General features: G+C 54.7%; 15 protein-coding genes. 11 read left to right on the top strand and 4 right to left on the bottom strand.

Translation table 11 applies throughout. The features are described 5' to 3' along the window. Positions 1-159: 159 nt before the first annotated feature. Entirely contained in the window at positions 160-621 is a 462-nt protein-coding gene (locus KIH86_RS16470) for a low molecular weight protein-tyrosine-phosphatase (protein WP_223087508.1), read from the top strand. A gap of 147 nt (positions 622-768) precedes the next feature. On the opposite strand, the gene KIH86_RS16465 is transcribed toward KIH86_RS16470, so the two are convergent. Next, on the bottom strand, positions 769-1500 hold the full coding sequence (locus KIH86_RS16465) for an alpha/beta hydrolase (protein WP_223087511.1): 732 nt from the start codon (positions 1498-1500) through the stop codon (positions 769-771). Positions 1501-1767: 267 nt separating this feature from the next. Between KIH86_RS16465 and pdhA the strand changes: the two genes are divergently transcribed. From pdhA to KIH86_RS16420, 9 genes are all read left to right on the top strand, one after another. Further along, the gene (gene pdhA / locus KIH86_RS16460) at positions 1768-2835 is read left to right on the top strand and encodes a pyruvate dehydrogenase (acetyl-transferring) E1 component subunit alpha (protein WP_223087513.1); all 1068 of its coding nucleotides are present in this window, start codon (positions 1768-1770) and stop codon (positions 2833-2835) included. A 29-nt stretch (positions 2836-2864) separates the two neighbouring features. Then, the gene (locus KIH86_RS16455; RefSeq protein WP_223087516.1) at positions 2865-3842 is read left to right on the top strand and encodes an alpha-ketoacid dehydrogenase subunit beta; all 978 of its coding nucleotides are present in this window, start codon (positions 2865-2867) and stop codon (positions 3840-3842) included. Positions 3843-3876: 34 nt separating this feature from the next. Then, positions 3877-5202: a dihydrolipoamide acetyltransferase family protein gene (locus KIH86_RS16450; RefSeq protein WP_223087518.1), complete on the top strand. Its 1326-nt coding sequence runs from the start codon at positions 3877-3879 to the stop codon at positions 5200-5202. A 3-nt stretch (positions 5203-5205) separates the two neighbouring features. Beyond that, a complete protein-coding gene (gene lpdA / locus KIH86_RS16445) occupies positions 5206-6621 on the top strand; it encodes a dihydrolipoyl dehydrogenase (protein ID WP_223087520.1) in 1416 nt (471 codons plus the stop codon). Between the two features lie 259 nt (positions 6622-6880). Then, a complete protein-coding gene (locus tag KIH86_RS16440; protein ID WP_223087523.1) occupies positions 6881-7675 on the top strand; it encodes a thymidylate synthase in 795 nt (264 codons plus the stop codon). Positions 7676-7726: 51 nt separating this feature from the next. Beyond that, positions 7727-8233, top strand: a complete 507-nt coding sequence (locus tag KIH86_RS16435) for a dihydrofolate reductase (RefSeq protein WP_223087765.1) — start codon at positions 7727-7729, stop codon at positions 8231-8233. Between the two features lie 211 nt (positions 8234-8444). Next, entirely contained in the window at positions 8445-9932 is a 1488-nt protein-coding gene (locus KIH86_RS16430) for a glutamate synthase subunit beta (protein WP_223087526.1), read from the top strand. A gap of 614 nt (positions 9933-10546) precedes the next feature. After that, a complete protein-coding gene (locus KIH86_RS16425; RefSeq protein WP_223087528.1) occupies positions 10547-12379 on the top strand; it encodes a proline--tRNA ligase in 1833 nt (610 codons plus the stop codon). Between the two features lie 395 nt (positions 12380-12774). Continuing rightward, the gene (locus KIH86_RS16420) at positions 12775-15117 is read left to right on the top strand and encodes a type IA DNA topoisomerase (protein WP_223087530.1); all 2343 of its coding nucleotides are present in this window, start codon (positions 12775-12777) and stop codon (positions 15115-15117) included. A gap of 81 nt (positions 15118-15198) precedes the next feature. On the opposite strand, the gene KIH86_RS16415 is transcribed toward KIH86_RS16420, so the two are convergent. From KIH86_RS16415 to KIH86_RS16405, 3 genes are all read right to left on the bottom strand, one after another. Beyond that, positions 15199-15720 carry a GNAT family N-acetyltransferase gene (locus KIH86_RS16415; RefSeq protein ID WP_223087532.1) on the bottom strand — a complete coding sequence of 174 codons (522 nt, stop codon included), beginning with the start codon at positions 15718-15720 and terminating at the stop codon, positions 15199-15201. Between the two features lie 18 nt (positions 15721-15738). Next, positions 15739-16191: a MarR family winged helix-turn-helix transcriptional regulator gene (locus KIH86_RS16410; protein WP_223087536.1), complete on the bottom strand. Its 453-nt coding sequence runs from the start codon at positions 16189-16191 to the stop codon at positions 15739-15741. A gap of 114 nt (positions 16192-16305) precedes the next feature. Continuing rightward, entirely contained in the window at positions 16306-17172 is an 867-nt protein-coding gene (locus KIH86_RS16405) for a helix-turn-helix transcriptional regulator (protein WP_223110563.1), read from the bottom strand. A 246-nt stretch (positions 17173-17418) separates the two neighbouring features. Between KIH86_RS16405 and KIH86_RS16400 the strand changes: the two genes are divergently transcribed. Next, on the top strand, positions 17419-19575 hold the full coding sequence (locus KIH86_RS16400) for a glycoside hydrolase family 36 protein (protein WP_223087542.1): 2157 nt from the start codon (positions 17419-17421) through the stop codon (positions 19573-19575). Positions 19576-19661 lie beyond the last annotated feature (86 nt).

The following is a 19661-nucleotide window of genomic DNA, read 5'->3' as shown; positions in this document are numbered from 1 at the left end:
AATCCTCCTTCCGCTACTTGATCCAGTATAAAGCAGATCAGGGAGTTGTACAATTGATGGCGTCAAGGCTAAAATGGAAGAGGGTACACGCAGACAGCACGGACGAAGTTCCGCTGGGTGCTGCGATAACTCTACATATATATACCTGGAGGAACATGAATGCTGAAAGTGCTGTTTGTCTGTCTGGGCAACATCTGCCGTTCACCGATGGCCGAGGCGGTTCTCCGTCATAAAGTGAAGGAAGCCGGCCTGGAGCATCAAATCTCGGTCGATTCGGCCGGTACGGGAGACTGGCATATCGGAAAGCCGCCGCATAAAGGAACGAGAACCGTACTGGATTCGTTCGGAATCAGTTATGAAGGCATGGCTGCTCGCAGAGTCGTCCCGGAGGACTTCGGCGCCTTCGATTATTTGATCTGCATGGATCAATCCAACGGCGTCAATGTCCGCAAGCTGCCGGGTAGCGAGAAGGCCCGGATCATGTTCTTTATGGATCTTCTGCCGGACGAAGAGTTGAAGGAAGTGCCCGACCCCTATTTTACAGGCAACTTCGATGAGGTCTACCGTCTGGTCGACGCAGGCTGTTCGGTTCTGATGGACAAGCTAAAGTCGGAGATCTGATAATGAAGCTTAAGCTTGGGGATCGGCAATGAAATCAAAGAAGAGAACGCGGTTCTCTTCCGCGTCCTCTTTTGAAAGCGTAATCATGGTGCCTGTTTCCTGCAATTTGTAAGAGTTTGTTCACGATTTTAGGCTATCAAGCCCTGTTCAACTGTTTAAAAAATAGAGGAGCGATTCCGGAAGCTCTTTCTGCCAGAAGCCCCACAGGTGGCGTCCGTCCTTCTCCCGGTAAACCACCTTGGCGCCGCGTTCCTCCAGCAGCTTCTTCGCGTCGCGGTTCAGTTGGACAAAATCATATACGCCAGTATCGGTCTGATAGTCTCTCTCCTGAAGACCGACGACCATGTTGATATCGAGCCAGGACAGATCGGTTTCATCCTCGATCCATTCCAGACTCAGCGGGTAGAAGGCTCCCGACAGGCTGAGAACCCGGTGGAACAGATCGGGATAGCGCAGCGCCATGTGCAAAGAGACGCTTCCTCCGAGCGAGTCGCCGGCCACTATTCGTTCCGAAGGAGTCTGACGCACCGGATAATTCTCTTCGATATAGGGGATAATCTCTTCGGCGAAGCAATTCAGGTAGGCATCGAACCGGCTGCCGAAAGGCGCGTATTCCTGTGTCCGGACGGCTACGTTGACTTCGACTCCTACTATAATGAAAGGCTCGGCGCCTTCCTCGAGAATGAGTCTGCCGGCAATCGTTGCGATCCGTCCGAAATTGAAGAACTCTTCGCCATCCTGACAGTACACGGCCGGATAGCTGAGGAGCTCATTATAACCGGGCGGAAGGTAGACGCGAAGCTTGCGGTTCTCCTGCAGCTGCTCGCTCCAGAGGGTATGCTTGACAATTGTTCGTTTCAGAAAAACAGATTCATCCATGGCAGATCGACACCTTTCCTGTCGGATTTTGCATTGAGTTACGTGTTGCGTTAAAATGGATTTTGTGGCAAAAATCATTTACTTCTTGAAAATGATCAAATCTGTTATATGAAAAATATTATCCTGTTATACATACAAAGTATACGCAGTGTTAAATTTTATGCGTATTCCTTTGACGAAATACAAGAAACAGGTGTATAATAATTCTATAACAGAGGCAGCCAATATTCAAATTGTTATTCAAATTTTTTTGCTGAGGTGAAGATAATGAGTAAAGTTCCTTACGAAGTTTATACGGAGGATGTAGAGGCTCTTTCGGTCCTTTCCCCGGCTGGAGAAGTGATCAACAAAGATAAGATGCCTGCTCTTACCGACGATCAATTGAAAGAAATTGCCTACCGCATGATTTTCACCCGCACCTGGGATGACCGCGCCGTTAACTTGGGTCGCCAGGGCCGCCTTGGCTTCTATGCTCCGACATCCGGACAGGAAGCGACGATGGTCGGCAGCGAGTTCGCTCTTGAGAAGGAAGATTTCGTCTGCCCGGGCTACCGCGATATTCCGCAGCTCGTATGGCACGGACTTCCGCTTCACCAGGCATTCCTCTATTCCCGCGGCCATCAGCACGGCGGTGAAATTCCTGAGGATGTCAGCGTATTGCCTCCGCAAATTATTATCGGAGCCCAGATCCTGCATGCCACGGGCATCGCAATGGGCTTTAAATTGAAGAATCAGAAGAATGTCGCCATTACCTACACCGGTGACGGCGGTTCCTCCGAAGGCGATTTCTACGAAGGTTTGAACTATGCAGGACGCTTCAAACTGCCGGTTATCTTCTTTGTTCAGAATAACGGCTACGCCATCACAACACCTTTCGCGAAGCAGACGGCTGCCAAATCGATCGCCCACAAAGCGGTTGCAGCAGGCATTACCGGCGTGAAGGTTGACGGGATGGACATCTTCGCAGTCATCCAGGCAGTTCGTGAAGCCGCAGAGCGCGCACGCAATGGAGAAGGCCCGACGCTGATCGAGGCTGTAACGTACCGTTTCCGTCCACACTCCCTGTCCGACGACGCTTCCAAGTACCGTACGAAGGAAGAAGAGGGAGAATGGAACGAGAAGGACCCGATCGCGCGCGTCGTGAAGTATCTGGAATCCAAGGGTCTCTGGAGCGACGAAGATACCCAGCGCGTGAAGGACGAAGCGAAGGCCAAGGTGAACGAAGAGATCAAGATCGCGGAAAAAACCGAAAAAATGACCGTTCCCGGCCTGATCGACAGCATGTTCGAGAAGACGCCGAAGTATCTTGAAGAACAAAAAGCCGATTTTGAATAAGGATTTTGAATAAGGAGGAACTGAAGGCTATGGCACAAATGAATATGAAAGAAGCGATTCGCGACGCAATGCGCGTCGAATTAAAGCGCGACCCGAATGTCCTGATCTTCGGCGAAGACGTAGGCCATGTCGGCGGCGTGTTTCGCGCAACGGAAGGACTTCAGAAAGAATTCGGCGAAGACCGCGTATTTGATACACCGCTGGCTGAGTCCGCAATCGGCGGCCTTGCTGTCGGACTGGGCGTACAGGGCTTCCGGCCGATCGCCGAAATTCAGTTCGTCGGCTTCATCTTTGAAGCGCTGGACCAAATCGTCGTTCAAGCCGCTCGTCTGCGCTACCGCACAGGCGGCAAGTACAATGCGCCGGTCGTATTCCGTACGCCTTTCGGCGGCGGGGTTAAAGCGGCGGAGCTGCACACTGACTCCCTGGAAGGCCTGATCGCACAGAGCCCTGGCATCAAGGTTGTTATTCCGTCCAACCCTTACGATGCAAAAGGCTTGCTGATTGCCGCGATCCGCGACAATGACCCGGTATTCTTCATGGAACACCTGAACCTCTATCATGCGTTCCGTGCGGAAGTTCCGGAAGAAGATTATACGGTTGAGATCGGCAAAGCCAACGTTGTGCGCGAAGGCTCCGATGTTACAATTATCGCCTACGGCCTGATGGTACATACCGCCACCAAGGCTGCAGATGAGCTCGAGAAGAGCGGAATCAAGGCCGAGATTATTGACCTGCGCACCGTCAGCCCGATCGATATCGATACAATTGTCGAATCTGTCAAGAAGACGAACCGCGTAATCGTCGTTCAGGAAGCCCAGAAGAGCGCCGGCGTAGCCGCAGAAGTAATTGCTCAGGTCAATGAAAAAGCGCTGCTGCATCTGGAAGCTCCTGTTCTCCGCATAACCGGTCCTGACACTGTATATCCGTATGCCCAGATCGAAGATACCTGGCTGCCGAACCCGTCGCGCATTATTGCCGGCGTCAAGAAAGTACTGGAATTCTAATCGTACTCAAACTTATATAGGGAGGTAATCGAACGTGGCTAAATTTAATTACCCGTTCCCCGAACTTGGCGAAGGTCTGCATGAAGGCGAAATTATCAAAATGCATATTAAGGCCGGGGACAAAGTAACCGACGAAGATATCATCATGGAAGTGCAAAACGACAAGGCAGTTGTTGAAGTTCCTTGTCCCGTTAACGGTACCGTTCTTGAAGTGCTTGCGAAGGATGGAGATGTATTCCGCGTAGGCCAGACTGTGGCTGTTATCGACGCGGAAGGCGATATTCCGGAGCAGGAAGGCGGCCATGAGGAAGAACAGGCCACCCAGGAAGCCGATTCGGCCAAAGGAAGCGCTGATACAGCATCCTCTCCTGCAGAATCCAGCCCGTCTGACGCCAAAGCCGGCGGTGCAGAAGCGGTACCGGCTCCGGACCGCGATGTACTGGCTACGCCGAGCGTCCGCAAGTTCGCCCGCGACAACAGCGTGGACATCGGCAAGGTGAACGGAACCGGCAAGGGCGGCAAGATTACCCGCGAAGACGTGGAAGCCTTCCTGAACGGCGGACAGAGCGCGGCTCCGGCATCCGCTGCTGCGGCAGCCGAAAGTGCTCCAGCCGAGAAAGCTGCTGCTCCTGCAGCTGCGGCATCCGGCAACGTCAGCCTGGAAGAAGAACGCGTGCCGTTCAAGGGCATCCGCAAGGCGATCGCCAATGCGATGGTCAAATCGGCATACACCGCTCCTCATGTTACGATTATGGACGAAGTGGACGTAACCGAGCTCGTAGCTTTCCGTACCCGCATGAAGCCTGTTGCCGAGAAGAAGGGTGTGAAGGTGACTTACCTTCCGTTCATCGTCAAGGCTCTCGTTGCGGCTTCGCGCCAGTTCCCGGCGCTGAATGCAACCATCGACGAAGAAGCGAACGAAATCGTGTACAAGAAATACTACAACATCGGTATCGCTACAGACACGGATAACGGTCTGATCGTTCCGGTAATCAAGGATGCCGACCGCAAGAGCATCTGGATGATCGCTTCGGCTATCAGCGACCTGGCCGCCCGCGGCCGCGAAGGCAAGCTGAGCCCGAACGAAATGAAGGGCAGCACGATCTCCATCACGAACATCGGCTCTGCCGGCGGCATGTTCTTCACTCCGATCATCAACTATCCGGAAGTGGCCATCCTTGGAACTGGCCGCATCAGCGAGAAGCCGGTTGTGAAGAACGGCGAAATCGTCGCCGCTCCGGTTATGGCTCTGTCCTTGAGCTTCGACCATCGTCTCATCGACGGCGCAACCGCACAGAACTTTATGAACTACATTAAATCGCTGCTCGCCAATCCCGAGCTGCTGGTTATGGAGGTGTAACATATGGTAGTGGGAGACGCTTCACTCGATATTGATACATTGGTAATTGGTGCCGGTCCCGGCGGATATGTGGCGGCCATCCGCGCCGCACAGCTGGGCCAGAAGGTTCTCATCGTCGACAAGTCCGAGGTTGGCGGCGTGTGCTTGAACCGCGGCTGTATCCCTTCCAAAGCGCTGATCTCGGCGGCTCATCAATATGAGTCCGCCAAGCACGGCGAGGCATTCGGCATCAGCGCCGAGAACGTGAAGGTTGACTTCGCGAAGACGCAGGAATTCAAAGCCGGCGTCGTGAAGAAGCTCACCGGCGGAGTAGCCGGACTGCTGAAAGGCAACAAGGTAGAAGTCTTCAACGGTGAATGCATGTTCATCAGCACGACGGAGGCCCGTGTGTTCAACGATCACGAGTCGCCGCGCTATCGCTTCAAGAACTGCATTATCGCGACGGGCTCCCGTCCGATTGAGCTCAAGCCATTCCCGTTCGGCGGACGTATCCTGTCCTCCACGGAAGCGCTGGAGCTGCCGGAAATTCCGAAGAGCCTGATCGTTATCGGCGGCGGCTACATTGGCGCCGAGCTTGGCCAAATGTACTCGAAATTCGGCACAAAGGTGACAATCATCGAGGGCATGGATACCGTGCTCCCAGGCTTCGACAAGGATATGACCCGTCTCGTTGCCAAGAGCATGGCGAAGACCGGCATTGAAATCGTAACGAATGCCAAGGCAGAAAGCGCCGAGCAGACTGACAAGGATGTAACGGTTAAGTACTCCGTCAACGGCGAGTCCAAGGAAGTTACGGCTGACTATCTGCTCGTGACGGTCGGACGCCGTCCGAACACTGACGGCGAGCTGGGTCTCGATCTGATCGGCGTCGAGCTGGATGAGCGCGGCCTGATCAAGGTCGATCATCAGGGACGCACCAACATCCCGCACATCTTCGCTATCGGCGACATTGTACCGGGTCTGGCACTGGCTCATAAAGCTTCTTACGAAGGCAAAATCGCCGCAGAAGCGATCGCAGGACATAAATCCGTCGTGGATTACAAGGTCATCCCGGCCGTTGTGTTCACCGATCCGGAATGCTCCAGTGTCGGTCTGACGGAGAAGGAAGCGAAGGATAAGGGCTACAAGGTGAAGGCTGGCAAATTCCCGTTCGCTGGCAACGGCCGCGCACTGTCCTTGAACAATGCAGACGGCTTCATCAAGATTGTGGCGAACGAAGAGAACAATCTGGTGCTGGGCGCACAAATCGTCGGCATCGAAGCTTCGAACCTGATCGCCGAGCTTGGTCTGGCTATTGAGATGGGCGCAACGCTTGAAGACATCTCCCTGACCATCCATGCGCATCCGACTCTCGGCGAAGTGGTCATGGAAGCAGCCGAGCTGGTTGAAGGGCATCCGATCCACGTACTGACTCGCTAATATACGTCAAGAGTCCCGCATTACACCGGGTTTACACAGAAGGAGCGAAGACGCGACGCGTTTTCGCTCCTTTTTTCCAACAATAACTGAAATTATGATCTATGGTACTCAATTGCCCGGTCACTCTCGATATTCTGAGGATCTGTGCTTTCTATGACTCTCATCACGTTTTCCTCCCTTTTCTAGAGTTTGGTATGTTACATGTAGCGTGAGTCATGGTACACTGGAAAGAGATTATGTATGGAGGAGCGTTGGAAGCTTGCGTAAATATCTCGATTTGTTGCAGGACATTCTGGATCACGGCACGCGCAAGAGCGACCGTACGGGAACGGGTACGATATCCGTATTCGGCCGCCAGCTGCATTTTGATCTCTCGGAAGGGTTTCCGCTGCTCACGACCAAGCGGATTCATTTGAAGTCGGTAATACATGAACTGCTGTGGTTCCTAAAGGGTGAGACGAACATCTCCTACTTGAAGGAGAACGGCGTCACCATCTGGGACGAATGGGCGGACGAGAATGGAAATCTCGGGCCGGTGTACGGCTCGCAGTGGAGGGCATGGGAGAGCGCTGACGGACGGCATATCGACCAGATTTCACAGGTCATCGAAGCGATCCGCACTAGCCCGGATTCCCGCCGACATATCGTCAGCGCCTGGAATGTCGGGGAGATTGATCAGATGAAGCTGCCTCCCTGCCATTTCGTCTTTCAATTCTATGTGGCGGACGGCAAGCTGAGCTGCATGCTGACCATGCGATCGGTGGACACGTTCCTCGGTCTTCCGTTCAATATTGCCAGTTATGCGCTGCTGACCCATATGGTCGCCCATCAGACGGGACTTGCACCGGGTGAATTTATTTGGTCTGGCGGCGATGTGCACATATACACCAATCATCTGGAGCAGGTGGCGACCCAGCTGGCCCGTGAGCCTTACGAGCTGCCGAAGCTGGTTATCCGCCGCAAGCCGGACAGCATTTTCGATTACACGTACGATGACTTCGAATTTGTGGATTACCGGTACCATCCGGGCATTAAGGCGCCTGTATCGGTTTAGAACCGGGAGGCGCGCTTGAACAGAAATGGCCGAAAGGAGCGGAATACAGCGGTGGAGATCAGTCTGATTTGGGCTATGGGGCTGGATGGCGTCATTGGCAAAGGGGGCACCATGCCCTGGCATTTGCCTCGTGATTTTGCCTTTTTCAAGGAGCGGACGATGGGCAGGACGATGCTGATGGGCCGCAAAACCTGGGACTCTCTTGGAGGAAAGCCGCTGCCGGGCAGAACAAGCATTGTCCTGACGCGAGACGCAAGCTTCAGCGCCGAGGGAGCGAAGGTTGTTCACAGTCTTGAAGAGGCTCTTCAGGCGGCGGGTGACGAGACAGAACTGATGGTGATCGGGGGAGCGGAGATTTACAAGATAACGCTGCCTGTTGCCAACCGGCTGATCGTCACGCTGATCGAAGAGTCGTTCGACGGGGATACCTTTTTTCCGGAGATTGACTGGAGCCAGTGGACTGAGGTTTCAAGCGAACCGGGAATCCGGGATGAGAAGAATCGGTATGGCTACCGTTTCGTCGTATATGAACGTCTGGACCGCAATACGGCGACCTGACACTTCATGTGAAAAAAGTACAAACAATCGGCAAATTAGTCCATTAACGTGACAAAGTGCTGAATGCTAATATAATTAAAATTAAAGTAATTAAACATTTCGCGGAATGTTGAAACATATGCGCGTATATTTACATGTCATATGCGTCCCGCCTGGGCGGGTGCCGGTATGAACGGCAACACCACAGAAGAGAACGGATGGGGGAAGAACAATGTCGACACCTACAGGATTTATGGAGTACAAAAGACAGCTCCCGGGCGATCGCGACCCGGAGCAGCGTGTGAAGGACTGGGAAGAGTTTCACCACCATCTGTCCGAAGAAGAGCTGCGGACACAGGGCGCCCGCTGCATGGATTGCGGTACGCCGTACTGCCATACGGGAATCGACATGGCGGGAGCTACGCTCGGCTGCCCGGTTCATAATCTGATTCCGGAGTGGAATAATCTCGTCTACCGCGGACTCTGGAGAGAAGCGCTGGAGCGTCTGCACAAGACGAACAACTTCCCGGAATTTACAGGCAGCATCTGTCCGGCTCCCTGCGAGGGCTCCTGTACCGTCGGTCTGATCGGACAGCCGGTAACGATCAAGACCATCGAGCTGGCGATTATCGACAAGGGTTTTGAAGAGGGCTGGGTCGTTCCCGAGCCGCCGGAGAAGCGCACGGGCAAGAAGGTGGCAATCGTCGGCTCCGGTCCGTCCGGACTCGCTGCAGCCGCCCAATTGAACAAGGCCGGTCATACGGTTACCGTCTATGAGCGCAGCGACCGTGTCGGCGGCCTGCTGACCTACGGCATTCCGACGATGAAGCTTGACAAGCGCATCGTGCAGCGCCGTGTGGATCTGTTGGAAGCCGAAGGCGTGAACTTCGTCGTGAACACGGAGATCGGCAAGGATATTCCGTCGCAGCAGCTCGTTGACGAGTATGATGCTGTCGTGCTCTGCGGAGGCGCAACCAAAGCCCGCCGTTTCACCGCAGAAGGCGGCGATCTGAACGGCGTCGTCTATGCGATGGATTACCTGAACGGAACGATCAAGAGCTACCTGGAATCGGGACTTGAGGATGGCGATTATCTGTCTGCCGAAGGCAAGGACGTTATCGTCCTCGGCGGTGGCGATACGGGTTCCGACTGTGTGGCAACGGCGCTCCGCCATGGCTGCAAGAGCGTGACCCAGTTTGGCACGCATGAGAAAGCGCCGCTCGTCCGCGATCCGATTGCGAACCCTTGGCCGCAGTTCCCGAACGTATACACCCTGGATTACGCCCAGGAAGAAGCCAAAGCCGTATTCGGCAAGGACCCCCGTGAATTCTCGATCATGACGACGAAATTCGTCGGCGACGAGAACGGCAATCTGAAGGAGCTGCACACTGTGCAGATTCACCGGACGGTCGACGAAACAGGCCGCAAAATCTATCAGCCGATCGCAGGCACGGAGAAAGTATATCCGGCCCAGCTGGCCCTCATCGCCATCGGCTTCGACGGACCGGAGCAAGACCTCATCCAGGACCTGAAGCTGGATACGGACCGCCGTACGAACGTCAAAGCCGCATATGGCAAGTTCAACACCAGCGTGGACAAAGTGTTCGCCGCCGGCGACATGCGCCGCGGACAGAGCCTTGTGGTGTGGGCAATCAATGAAGGCCGCGCAGCCGCACGCGAGGTGGACAAGTATTTGATGGGCTCCACCGTGCTTCCCTGATCGGCAGCGTTATTAGCCGAAATTCATGCCTTGCCGGAATATGCAAGTGATCATGGTATACCAGATATCACGAAATACATGCTGCTGCGACATGCGCATTAAGCAGCGATACGAAATAGGCTCTGATACGTTATTCAGGCGGGTTCGCACTTGACGAACCCGCTTTTTTCAAGTATAAGAATGTATAAGCTTTCAGTTGAACCATTTAAGAACTTTTGATATATCATCTGCAATGACCAGGGAAGGCATGCCGCCATAACGTCAGGTACAGAAAGGGAGCTCACCGGCTGAGAGGCTCCCCGAAGCGTGCGGACGCCCCCCGCCCCGGTAGCTGCGGTGAAGAAGCGCCTGACTGTAGATTCTAGATTCGATCCAGCAGGATCAATCGAAACAGGCATGCGTGAATCGCCGCCGGTTCGGACCGTTATTTCCGGGTTGAAGCCGCGCCTTGCGTCCAAGAAGCGATGGACAGGGCTGCGAACGGGGTCTGCCATGTCTTCTAGCGGTTCCGGTGCTTCATATTGCCGCCTTCTGTTCGAAGGCGTCTTAGGGTGGTATAACGACACATTCGTCCCTGACGAGTGTGTCTTTTTTATTTTGAAGGAGGTCGTAAGATGCGCCAGAGTCATTTGCTACAGAACACACTTCGGGAGCGTCCGTCCGAAGCCGATACGCAGGGCCATAGCCTGCTGCTGCGCGGGGGCTACGTCCGGCAGCTTGCCGCCGGCGTGTACAGCTATTTGCCGCTTGGACGAAGGGTTCTGCGAAAGGTAGAGGGAATCATCAGAGAAGAGATGGAACGGGCCGACGTGCAGGAAGTTCTCCTGCCGTCGCTGCAGCCCGCCGAGCTGTGGATGGAGAGTGGACGCTTCGCCACCTACGGTCCCAATCTGATGAAAGCGGAGGACCGGCACGGCCGGACATTCGTGCTGGGACCGACCCATGAGGAAGCGGTGACCTGGCTGCTGAAGAATGAGGTGAGCTCCTACAAGAGGCTGCCGGTTCGCGTCTATCAGATCGGAACCAAGTTCCGAGACGAGCTGCGTCCGCGCTCCGGTCTGCTCCGGGGGCGCGAGTTCATCATGAAGGACGCCTATTCCTTCGATACCACGGAGGAAGGACTGGATCGGTCGTACCGCGTTATGTATGAGGCGTATCACCGGATCTTTGCCCGCTGCGGGCTGGACTTCCGAGCCGTTGAAGCGGATGCCGGCTCCATCGGAGGCGAAGGCGGCAGCCACGAGTTCACCGCGATCTCGTCCATAGGTGAAGATGCCATTGCTGTGTGCGGTTCCTGCGGCTACGCGGCGAATGTGGAGCAAGCGGAGACGGAGGGAACGAAAGAGATGCCAGAAGCAACTGAATCGCCTTCCCGGGGAACTGCCGCAACGCCGGACAGAGCGGCATTCACGGACATACAGATCAGTATGGCAGCAGACCGAGAAGGAGGCAGCGGGGAAGTCGCCGGGACAGCCTTTGTGCATAACGCTGATCAGGCTCATGAACCGGAGCTCTTCCACACCCCTGGTGTGCGGACGATCGATCAGCTGGTATTGGCTTTCGGGCTACAGGCCGCAGACATTATCAAAACATTGATCTACACGGCAGGCGAGGAAACCGCAGCCGTGCTGGTGCGCGGCGACCATGAGGTCAATGAGCTGAAGGTCGCCAAATACCTTGGCGTGCCGGAAGTGTCTCTCGCCGAAGAATCCGCTGTCTTGGCGGCAGCCGGTGTCTTACCCGGCTATGTCGGACCAACGTCGCTCAAGCTGCCTGTGACTTTGCTCGTTGATTATGCAGTGGCGGAAATGACTTCTGGCATTGCCGGAGCAGGCCAGCCGGATTATCATCTGCGCGGCGTTGTGCCGGGCGTACATTTTGCGCTCCTGCATACGGGTGATCTCCGTAATGCAGCCGAAGGCGACATCTGTCCGCGCTGCCGCAGCGGGGTAATCGGGGTGCACAAGGGCATCGAAATCGGCCATGTGTTCAAGCTGGGAACCCGCTACAGCGAGCCTCTGTCGGCCTCCTTTCTCGACGATACCGGCAGAGGCCGGCCGATAATTATGGGCTGCTATGGCATCGGTGTATCCCGGCTGGTTGCGGCTATTGCTGAGCAGCATGCGGGAGAGGAAGGGATCGCCTGGCCTGCGGAGCTTGCCCCTTTTGACGTTCATTTGATTGTCGTGTCCATGCGGGACGAGGCGCAGACGAAGCTGGCGGATGAGCTGTATGAAGCGTTGAAACGCTCGGGTGCAGAGGTGCTGCTGGACGACAGACAGGAACGGCCGGGTGTTAAATTCAAGGATTCGGAACTGATCGGTGCGCCGCATGTCATCGTGATTGGCAGGGAGGCGGGCGAGGGCAGAGTGGAGTTCGAGCATCGCGGAACCGGCGGCAAGGAGACCATCGATTACCGGGAAGCAATTCGCCGGATAACCGAATAACGGACATCGAATGCGGAGTTGCCGAGTGTTGAGTGCCGAGTATCGAGTACCGAGTAACCGAGTACCGAATAACCGAGTGCCGAGTTGCCGAGTAACCGAGTACCGAGTACCGAGTGCCGAGTATCGAGTACCGAATAACCGAGTGCCGAGTTGCCGAGTTGCCGAGTAACCGAGTAACCGAGTAACCGAGTACCGAGTGCCGAGTACCGAATAACGGAGTGCCGAGTTGCCGAGTAACCGAGTACCGAATAACCGAGTACCGAGTTAGCGAGTAACTGAATACCGGATGACCGGCGCCGCCCCGTTTGGTACGGATTTGTAGTATAATTAACTGTTGCCCGTGATCGGGACCAAGACAGTAGATTGTACTTTAGAGATGAACGGGAGCGATTGTTTTGAAGACATTGATCATTGCGGAAAAACCGGATATGGGGCGCAACATCGCCGCCGCAATCGACCCGAAAGCCCAAAATCGCCGTTCCTATCTGGAAGGGGAGCAGTATATCATCACCTGGGCCATCGGGCATCTGATCGAACTGGCTGAGCCCGATGCCTATGATCCGAAGTACAAGAAGTGGAATATCGCCGACCTGCCGATTATTCCCGAGACGTTCAAGCTGGTGCCAAACCGCAAGACGATTGATCAGCTGAAGCAGATCGGAGAACTGGCGAAGCGCTGCGACGCTCTGATCAACTGCTGTGACGCCGGGCGCGAGGGACAGCATATTTTTTCGCTGATACAGCGGCATCTGAAGCTCAAACAGCCGGTCAAACGGCTGTGGATCTCGGACCTGACGCCGGAGACGATCCGGCGGGGCTTCCAGGAGCTTAAGGACGGCTCGGAATATGAGAATCTGACCAAAGCAGCGAAGGCCCGCAGCGAGGCGGACTGGCTGATCGGGATGAACGGCTCCCGCGCTTTCACTACGAAGCATAATGTGCTGCTGTCGGTCGGCCGGGTGCAGACGCCGGTGCTGGCGCTCATTTATGAGCGGCAGAAGATAATCGAGGCCTTTTCCTCGCTCAAATATTATCAGGTGGAGGGCGCCTTCAGGCAGGGCGAGACAGCTTACAAGGGATTGTGGCAGGGAGACCGGCTGACGGAGAAGGAGAAGGCCGACGCCATAGCGTCCAAGGTCAAGGGCAAGACTGGCCGGATCGCTTCCTACGAGATGAAAGAGACGAAGGAGTATCCGTTCCGCCTGTATGACCTGACGCTGCTTCAGCGGGAGGCGAACGGCAAGTTCGGATTCTCCGCCAAGAAGACGCTGGATATCGCCCAAGCGCTGTATGAGAAGCATAAGGTGATCTCTTATCCGAGAACGAATTCCAATTTTGTCACCGAGCAAAATATTCCGGAGATGCACAAAGCACTGTCCTCGCTCGGCGGAACGGCCTATGAAGAACTGGCCCGGGGAGCGGACCGCAGTCTCGTGCATAAAGGCAACCGATTCGTCTGCAACCCCTCCAAGGTCGAGGACCACCATGCCATCCTTCCTACGGGCAAAAGGCCGAACAACCTTGGCCCGGACGAGCAGAAGCTCTATGACCTTATTGTCCGGCGCTTTCTGGCCCAGTTCTATCCGGCCGCCGAGTACAAGATGCATACGGTGCTGACTGAAGTGGAAGGTGAAACGTTCAAGACGACGGTGAAAGAGCTGCTCAGCCTGGGCTGGAAGGTCATTTATGCCGGACAGAAGACCGACAAGCCTTCAAGAGGCAAGGCTATGGACAAGAATGAGGATGAGGAAGAAGAGACGGAGGTGCAGGAGCCCTTTTCCGTTGAACGGGCCGGTGAAGTCCGGTGCGAGGACGCGGTTGTCAAGGAGAAGGAGACGCAGCCTCCGAAGTCTTTCACGGAAGGGACCCTGCTGAAGGCAATGGAGAGCGCGGGCAAGCAGATCGAGGACGAAGAGCTGCGGGACGCGATGAAGGACTCGGGGCTCGGAACGCCGGCGACCCGGGCAGCGACAATCGAGCGGTTGAAGAAAGTCGGCTATATCGACATGCAGGGTAAAAAAATCCTCATCACGCAAAAGGGCCGGACCGCCATTGAGCTGATCCGGGGAGCCGGTGTCGAGCTGCTGACGTCGCCGGAAATGACCGGCCAGTGGGAGCGCCGGCTCAATGAGATTTCACGCGGCTCGGCCTCGGATCTCCAGTTCATGGAGAACGTGAAGAAATTCGCCGCGATGATCGTGGATAAGGTCCGCGCGCAGACCCGCGCGGACAAGCTCGCCTTCGAAGGCGCGGCGGCTCCGGCCGCGCCGGGCGGCGGCAAGGCGCGCGGCCGCACGCAGCGCGCCGGGAAGAGCGCCGCAGCAGGGCGCGGCGCGGACGGCGCCGGCAGCGAAGCCGGCGCCCGCGGAAGCCGGCCCGCCCCGGCGGGCGGCGGGCCTGGCAGGGCCGTGCCGGCGGGCAGTGCGCCGGCACAGGCCGCGCAGCCTGCGTCCGGAGCGGGGCCGAAGTTCATCGGCCCCTGCCCGCGTCCAGGCTGCGGCGGCATGATCTTCATGGGACGCAAAGGCTACGGCTGCTCCCATTACAAAGAAGGCTGCGGCTTCGTCATCTGGAAGATGAGCTTCGGCCGGCAGCTGACGGACACGCAGATCAAGTCGCTGCTGGAGAAGGGCAAGACGGCGAAGCTGAAGCTTGTCCTGCCGGACGGCACCCCCGTGGAGGGCAAGCTGACGCTGAGAAACCCGCAGACCGGCGAGCTTGGCGTGGAATCGCTCTAGAGCGGCAAATAGCCTGAACTCATTTTACAAACAGCGGCAAGCCCGGGACAGGATCATGCAGTCCCGGGCTGCCGCTGTTTTTTAGCTAACAAGAGTCTTTGTCATTATAAAATCGATTTGCTCTTCATCGCCCATATAGAAAGAGTGGACGCCAGATTGAACAAACTCCATTTTGGTATAAAAGGCAATGGCGCTCTCATTTTTTTCCCAAACTCCCAGCCAGATCTTCTTTTTATTCTGCTCAATTGCTATCTCAATAGCTTTATTTATCAGGTATTTACCAAGTCCCTGTTTATGAAACTTTTGCTTTAAATATATCCTCTCGACTTCAAGCGAATCCATACCCATTTTTTCGCTCTGAGCATCATTGATGTTTACTTTAAGATAACCGGCAATTTCTTCATTGGAATAAATAAAATAGAACTCCGAAGAGCGGTTTAATATTTCTTGTTCTAATTGTTTTAAGTTATAAGCTCTTTCGAGGTAGGCTTGTATATTTTCAGTTGTGTTTTGATTCCTGAATGTCTCATGGAATGTCTCAACACTTATAGCTTGAAGTAATTCCAAATCTTCAGACACGCATTTTTTTGTACGTAGTGTCATTTGTACTCCCCCCACTGATCAATAATTTCTCGTGTTTCCCTTTTTTACAAATGCCCAATCTTTTTCTACATTTGCCCGGACTCTTTGCAGGAGGTTGAAGATCGATTCAACTTCGCTTTCGGAGAATCCGGATAGTGCGACGCTATTGGAATAATCGTTCTCCCGTTTGATAAATGGGTAAACCGTATTCCCCTTCTCTGTAGGAAACAGTTTTTTATTTTTTTTGTTGCCTTGATCCTCCAGCTTCTCGATAAAACCATTAATCTCAAGTTTTTGTACAGCGCGAGCAGCTGTTGTTCGGTCTACCTTTATCATTTCGGCTAACTTTTCCTGAATAATTCCCGGATTTTCAACAATTCGCGAGAGGTACAAGTACTGCCCTTTTGTAAGGTCATATTCTTTGAATTCGATGTTGCTTATTGAATCCAATGCCCGGGCGATCATCCCGATTTCACGCAGAATCTCCTTCATATTATAGACCCCGCTAGTCATGTGTTTTCAACTGTGATAAGGCAAGGGTACAATATTTATGTTGTATTTACAACAATATTTTATATTAGATATTCCATCCTGAAACGACTTTTGTCATGGATTGGCTTTCCGGTACTTTCCCGGAGGTATGCCGGTCAGCCGGGCAAAAACCCGGTTGAAATGGTATTCGTTAGCGAAGCCGGTCAGCGCGGCGATTTCGTGGATTCTCAGACTGCCGTTTGTCAGAAATTCCTTGGCCCTGTTGATCCGGAAGATCGTTAAATACTCGAAGATGGTCAGGCCCGTCTGTTCTTTGAAGATCCGGTTCAAATAGTCAAAGTTCGAATGCAGGCGGCTCTCGATCTCGTCTCCGGTCCATTTATAGGAATAGCGTTCATGCAGCAGGCTCAAAATCTCTTCAACCTGTTTACCCTTCCTGGACAGCTCCGATGATGCCGGGGCTTCGGAGAGGACCGAGAGCGCGAAGCTTTTGGCGAGGCGGATCAGAATGTCGAGCATATTCCGGGAACAAATCAGCTTGTAATCTTCATCTCCGGCGGCGAGCGCCTGCATAGCTTCCTCCATTAGTCCGCGAATGTGCTTAAAAGCCGTCTCAGGGACCTTCATGGTCTTGGGGATGAGGGATTTGCAGGAATCGTACAGATCGTAATCAAACGGATTGCCTCTGTAGTATTGGTGCTTTTTCCGATGAAGCTGCGCGGTCAGCCCTTCCTGGGAATCGATCATGCTGGGGGTGAGGGTGTCCGGGGGCATGTGAATAAAGTAAAAATCGACGAAAGCTTTCTTGTAGCCAATATGAAAATGTCCGGGCTCCAGCAGCAGCATGTCGCCATGATGCAACTCGTACCGGACCTCATTTTCCTGAATATAGAGCACGCCTTCATTGATCATAAACAGCATATATTCGGACGGCTTACGGGGGAAGTGCATCCAGTCATCGGGAAAAATATTGCGCTGCATAAACGAAGCTTTCGGAAACTTGTCGGTTGAGAGATAAAAATACATTGGTTTTTTCCTTCCGTTTCTTTTGAATGTTCCCGTTAATAGCCCCATTCTAGCATAAGATCGGATATCCGGAATAGTCGCTGACAGATAAGAATTTGTCGCCTGCAAGCATTTTCTTGCGGACTGAAAGGGGTAAGATAAAGAGGAAACATAGGCCCGCAGCAGGCGGGCACGTCGATACAGTGGCAGGAGGGCTTCAACATGGACAAGGGAATGAACAAGCAGCTGTTAAGCCAATTCAGATTGGGTGATATGCTCGCCCGGTATTTCATGGGAGAAGAGAACGGACAGGTAGAGCTTCAACTCATTCCGGCCAACAGGGAGGATGATGTACAGGAGCTGAAGTTCTCAAGGGGGGACAGTCTGGTTCAGGTGAAGCTGCTTGGCGATATCTATCCGGGCTCATATGCTGGCGGAATGACGATGCGCAACAGCGGAACCGTTCAGCAGTGCCGGTTCAGAGCACAGGAGACCGAGAGCGCCGGTGGAAGGTTCACGATCCGGACCGTACTGGAAGATGGGAGAGATCACGAATTCTTACATGAGCTGATCTGGTGCGAGGGCGATGCCGGCGTAGCCAGCCGGACGACCGCCGTGAACCGCTCATCCGAGGTAATGACGCTTGAGATGCTGTCCAGCTTCTCGATGAGCGAAATGACGCCTTTTCAGACAGGGGACGCGTCCGGTTCGCTGCTCTTTCACCGGCTGCGGAGCAAATGGAGCCAGGAAGCGAGGCTCGTCACCGAGACGATCGAGGATTTGCAGCTGGAGCCGAACTGGGTGCAGTGGCAGCCGAATTCCATCCGGTTCGGGCAGGTAGGCTCGATGCCGGTCAAGGGGTATTTCCCGTTCGCGGCGCTTGAGGATACGAGGGCCAATGTCACCTGGGGGGTACAGCTCGCCGTTGAAAGCTCGTGGCAGTTGGAGATTTACCGGAGAGACGAAGGCATTGCCCTGTCGGGAGGCCTGGCTGACCGCGAATTCGGACATTGGCTCAAAGCTGTGGAGCCTGGCCAATCGTTCACGACGCCTGAGGCCATTCTGACTGTCTGTACGGGCGGAGTTGACTATGCCTGCCAGCGCCTGACACAGTTCGGAGAGAAGTACCTCCGGAATGCGCCTCGGAGCGAAGAGAGCCTGCCGATTCTGTTTAACGAATACTGCACGACCTGGGGACTGCCGTCACATGACAACATAACCCGCATTGTTGAAGCCATCAAGGGCAAGGGGATCGATTATTTCGTAATCGATTGCGGCTGGTTCGTGGAAGAGGGCAAGAGCTGGGGAGACGGCATGGGGGATTATATTCCATCGGACCGGCTGTTCCCGGAGGGAATGCAGATGACGATACAGGCGATCCGGGAAGCGGGCATGAAGCCCGGATTGTGGTTTGAGATCGACAATGTGGGCCGGGATGCCGCCGTGTATCACCGGGATGAGCTGCTGCTTCACCGGGACGGCATTCCGATCACCACCGAGAACCGCCGGTACTTCGATATGAGGAAGCCCGAAGTGCAGGCCTATCTGGAGGAGAAGGTAATCGGGCAACTGAAGACCTATGGCATCGAGTATATGAAGATGGATTACAATGATACCATCGGCCTTGGATGCGACGGAGCCGAGTCGCTGGGGGAAGGGCTGAGGCAGAATATGGAGGCCTCCATGCAGTTCGTCCGCAAGGTAAGAGAGGAGCTGCCTGATCTCATTCTGGAGAACTGCGCGTCCGGCGGCCATAAGCTCGAGCCCCTGCTGATGAGCCTGTGCAGCATGGCCTCCTTCTCGGATGCTCATGAGACCGAAGAGATTCCTGTCATCGCGGCAGGCCTGCACCGGGCGATTCTGCCGAGGCAGAGCCAGATTTGGGCCGTGATCCGGAAGGATGATTCGGTCAGAAGGATTGCCTACTCTCTGACCAGCGCTTTTCTGGGAAGAATGTGCTTGTCGGGAGACGTTACAGAGCTTAAACCGGAGCAGTGGGCTGTCATTGAACGGGGAATAGCGTTCTACAAGGCGATTGTCCCGGCTATCAACTCCGGGTACAGCTATATCATATCTGGCAAAGGGCCGAGCGACAGGCATCTGACCGGTTATCAGGCTGTGATCCGGGTACAGCGTGAAGCCGATCTGATTGCGCAGGGCAAGGAGCTGTATGAAGGGCTTCACCGGATGGCCTATGTGACGGTTCATATTTTTCGCGGCGAAGTTCCGGAGGTCATTGCGATTCCGCTGCCGGAGGGTTGCCCGAACAAGATATCCGGTCTGTATGCGGGTACGGATATCCGGGCGGAAATCACGAACCGGACGCTCCGGATATACCCGACGGGCGAAATGGAAGCCGCTGCTATCCTGCTAGGATAACACAATTGAAAGCGGCTGCTGTACGCCAAAAAGACACCTTGCTTCGAGGTGTCTTTTTGGCCTTCCGTATTCGCTGTGTTCCGGGA

It is taken from the genome of Paenibacillus sinensis, assembly GCF_019904155.1.
GTDB lineage: Bacteria > Bacillota > Bacilli > Paenibacillales > Paenibacillaceae > Paenibacillus_AQ > Paenibacillus_AQ sinensis.
This window is presented reverse-complemented; position numbering and strand designations above follow the sequence as displayed.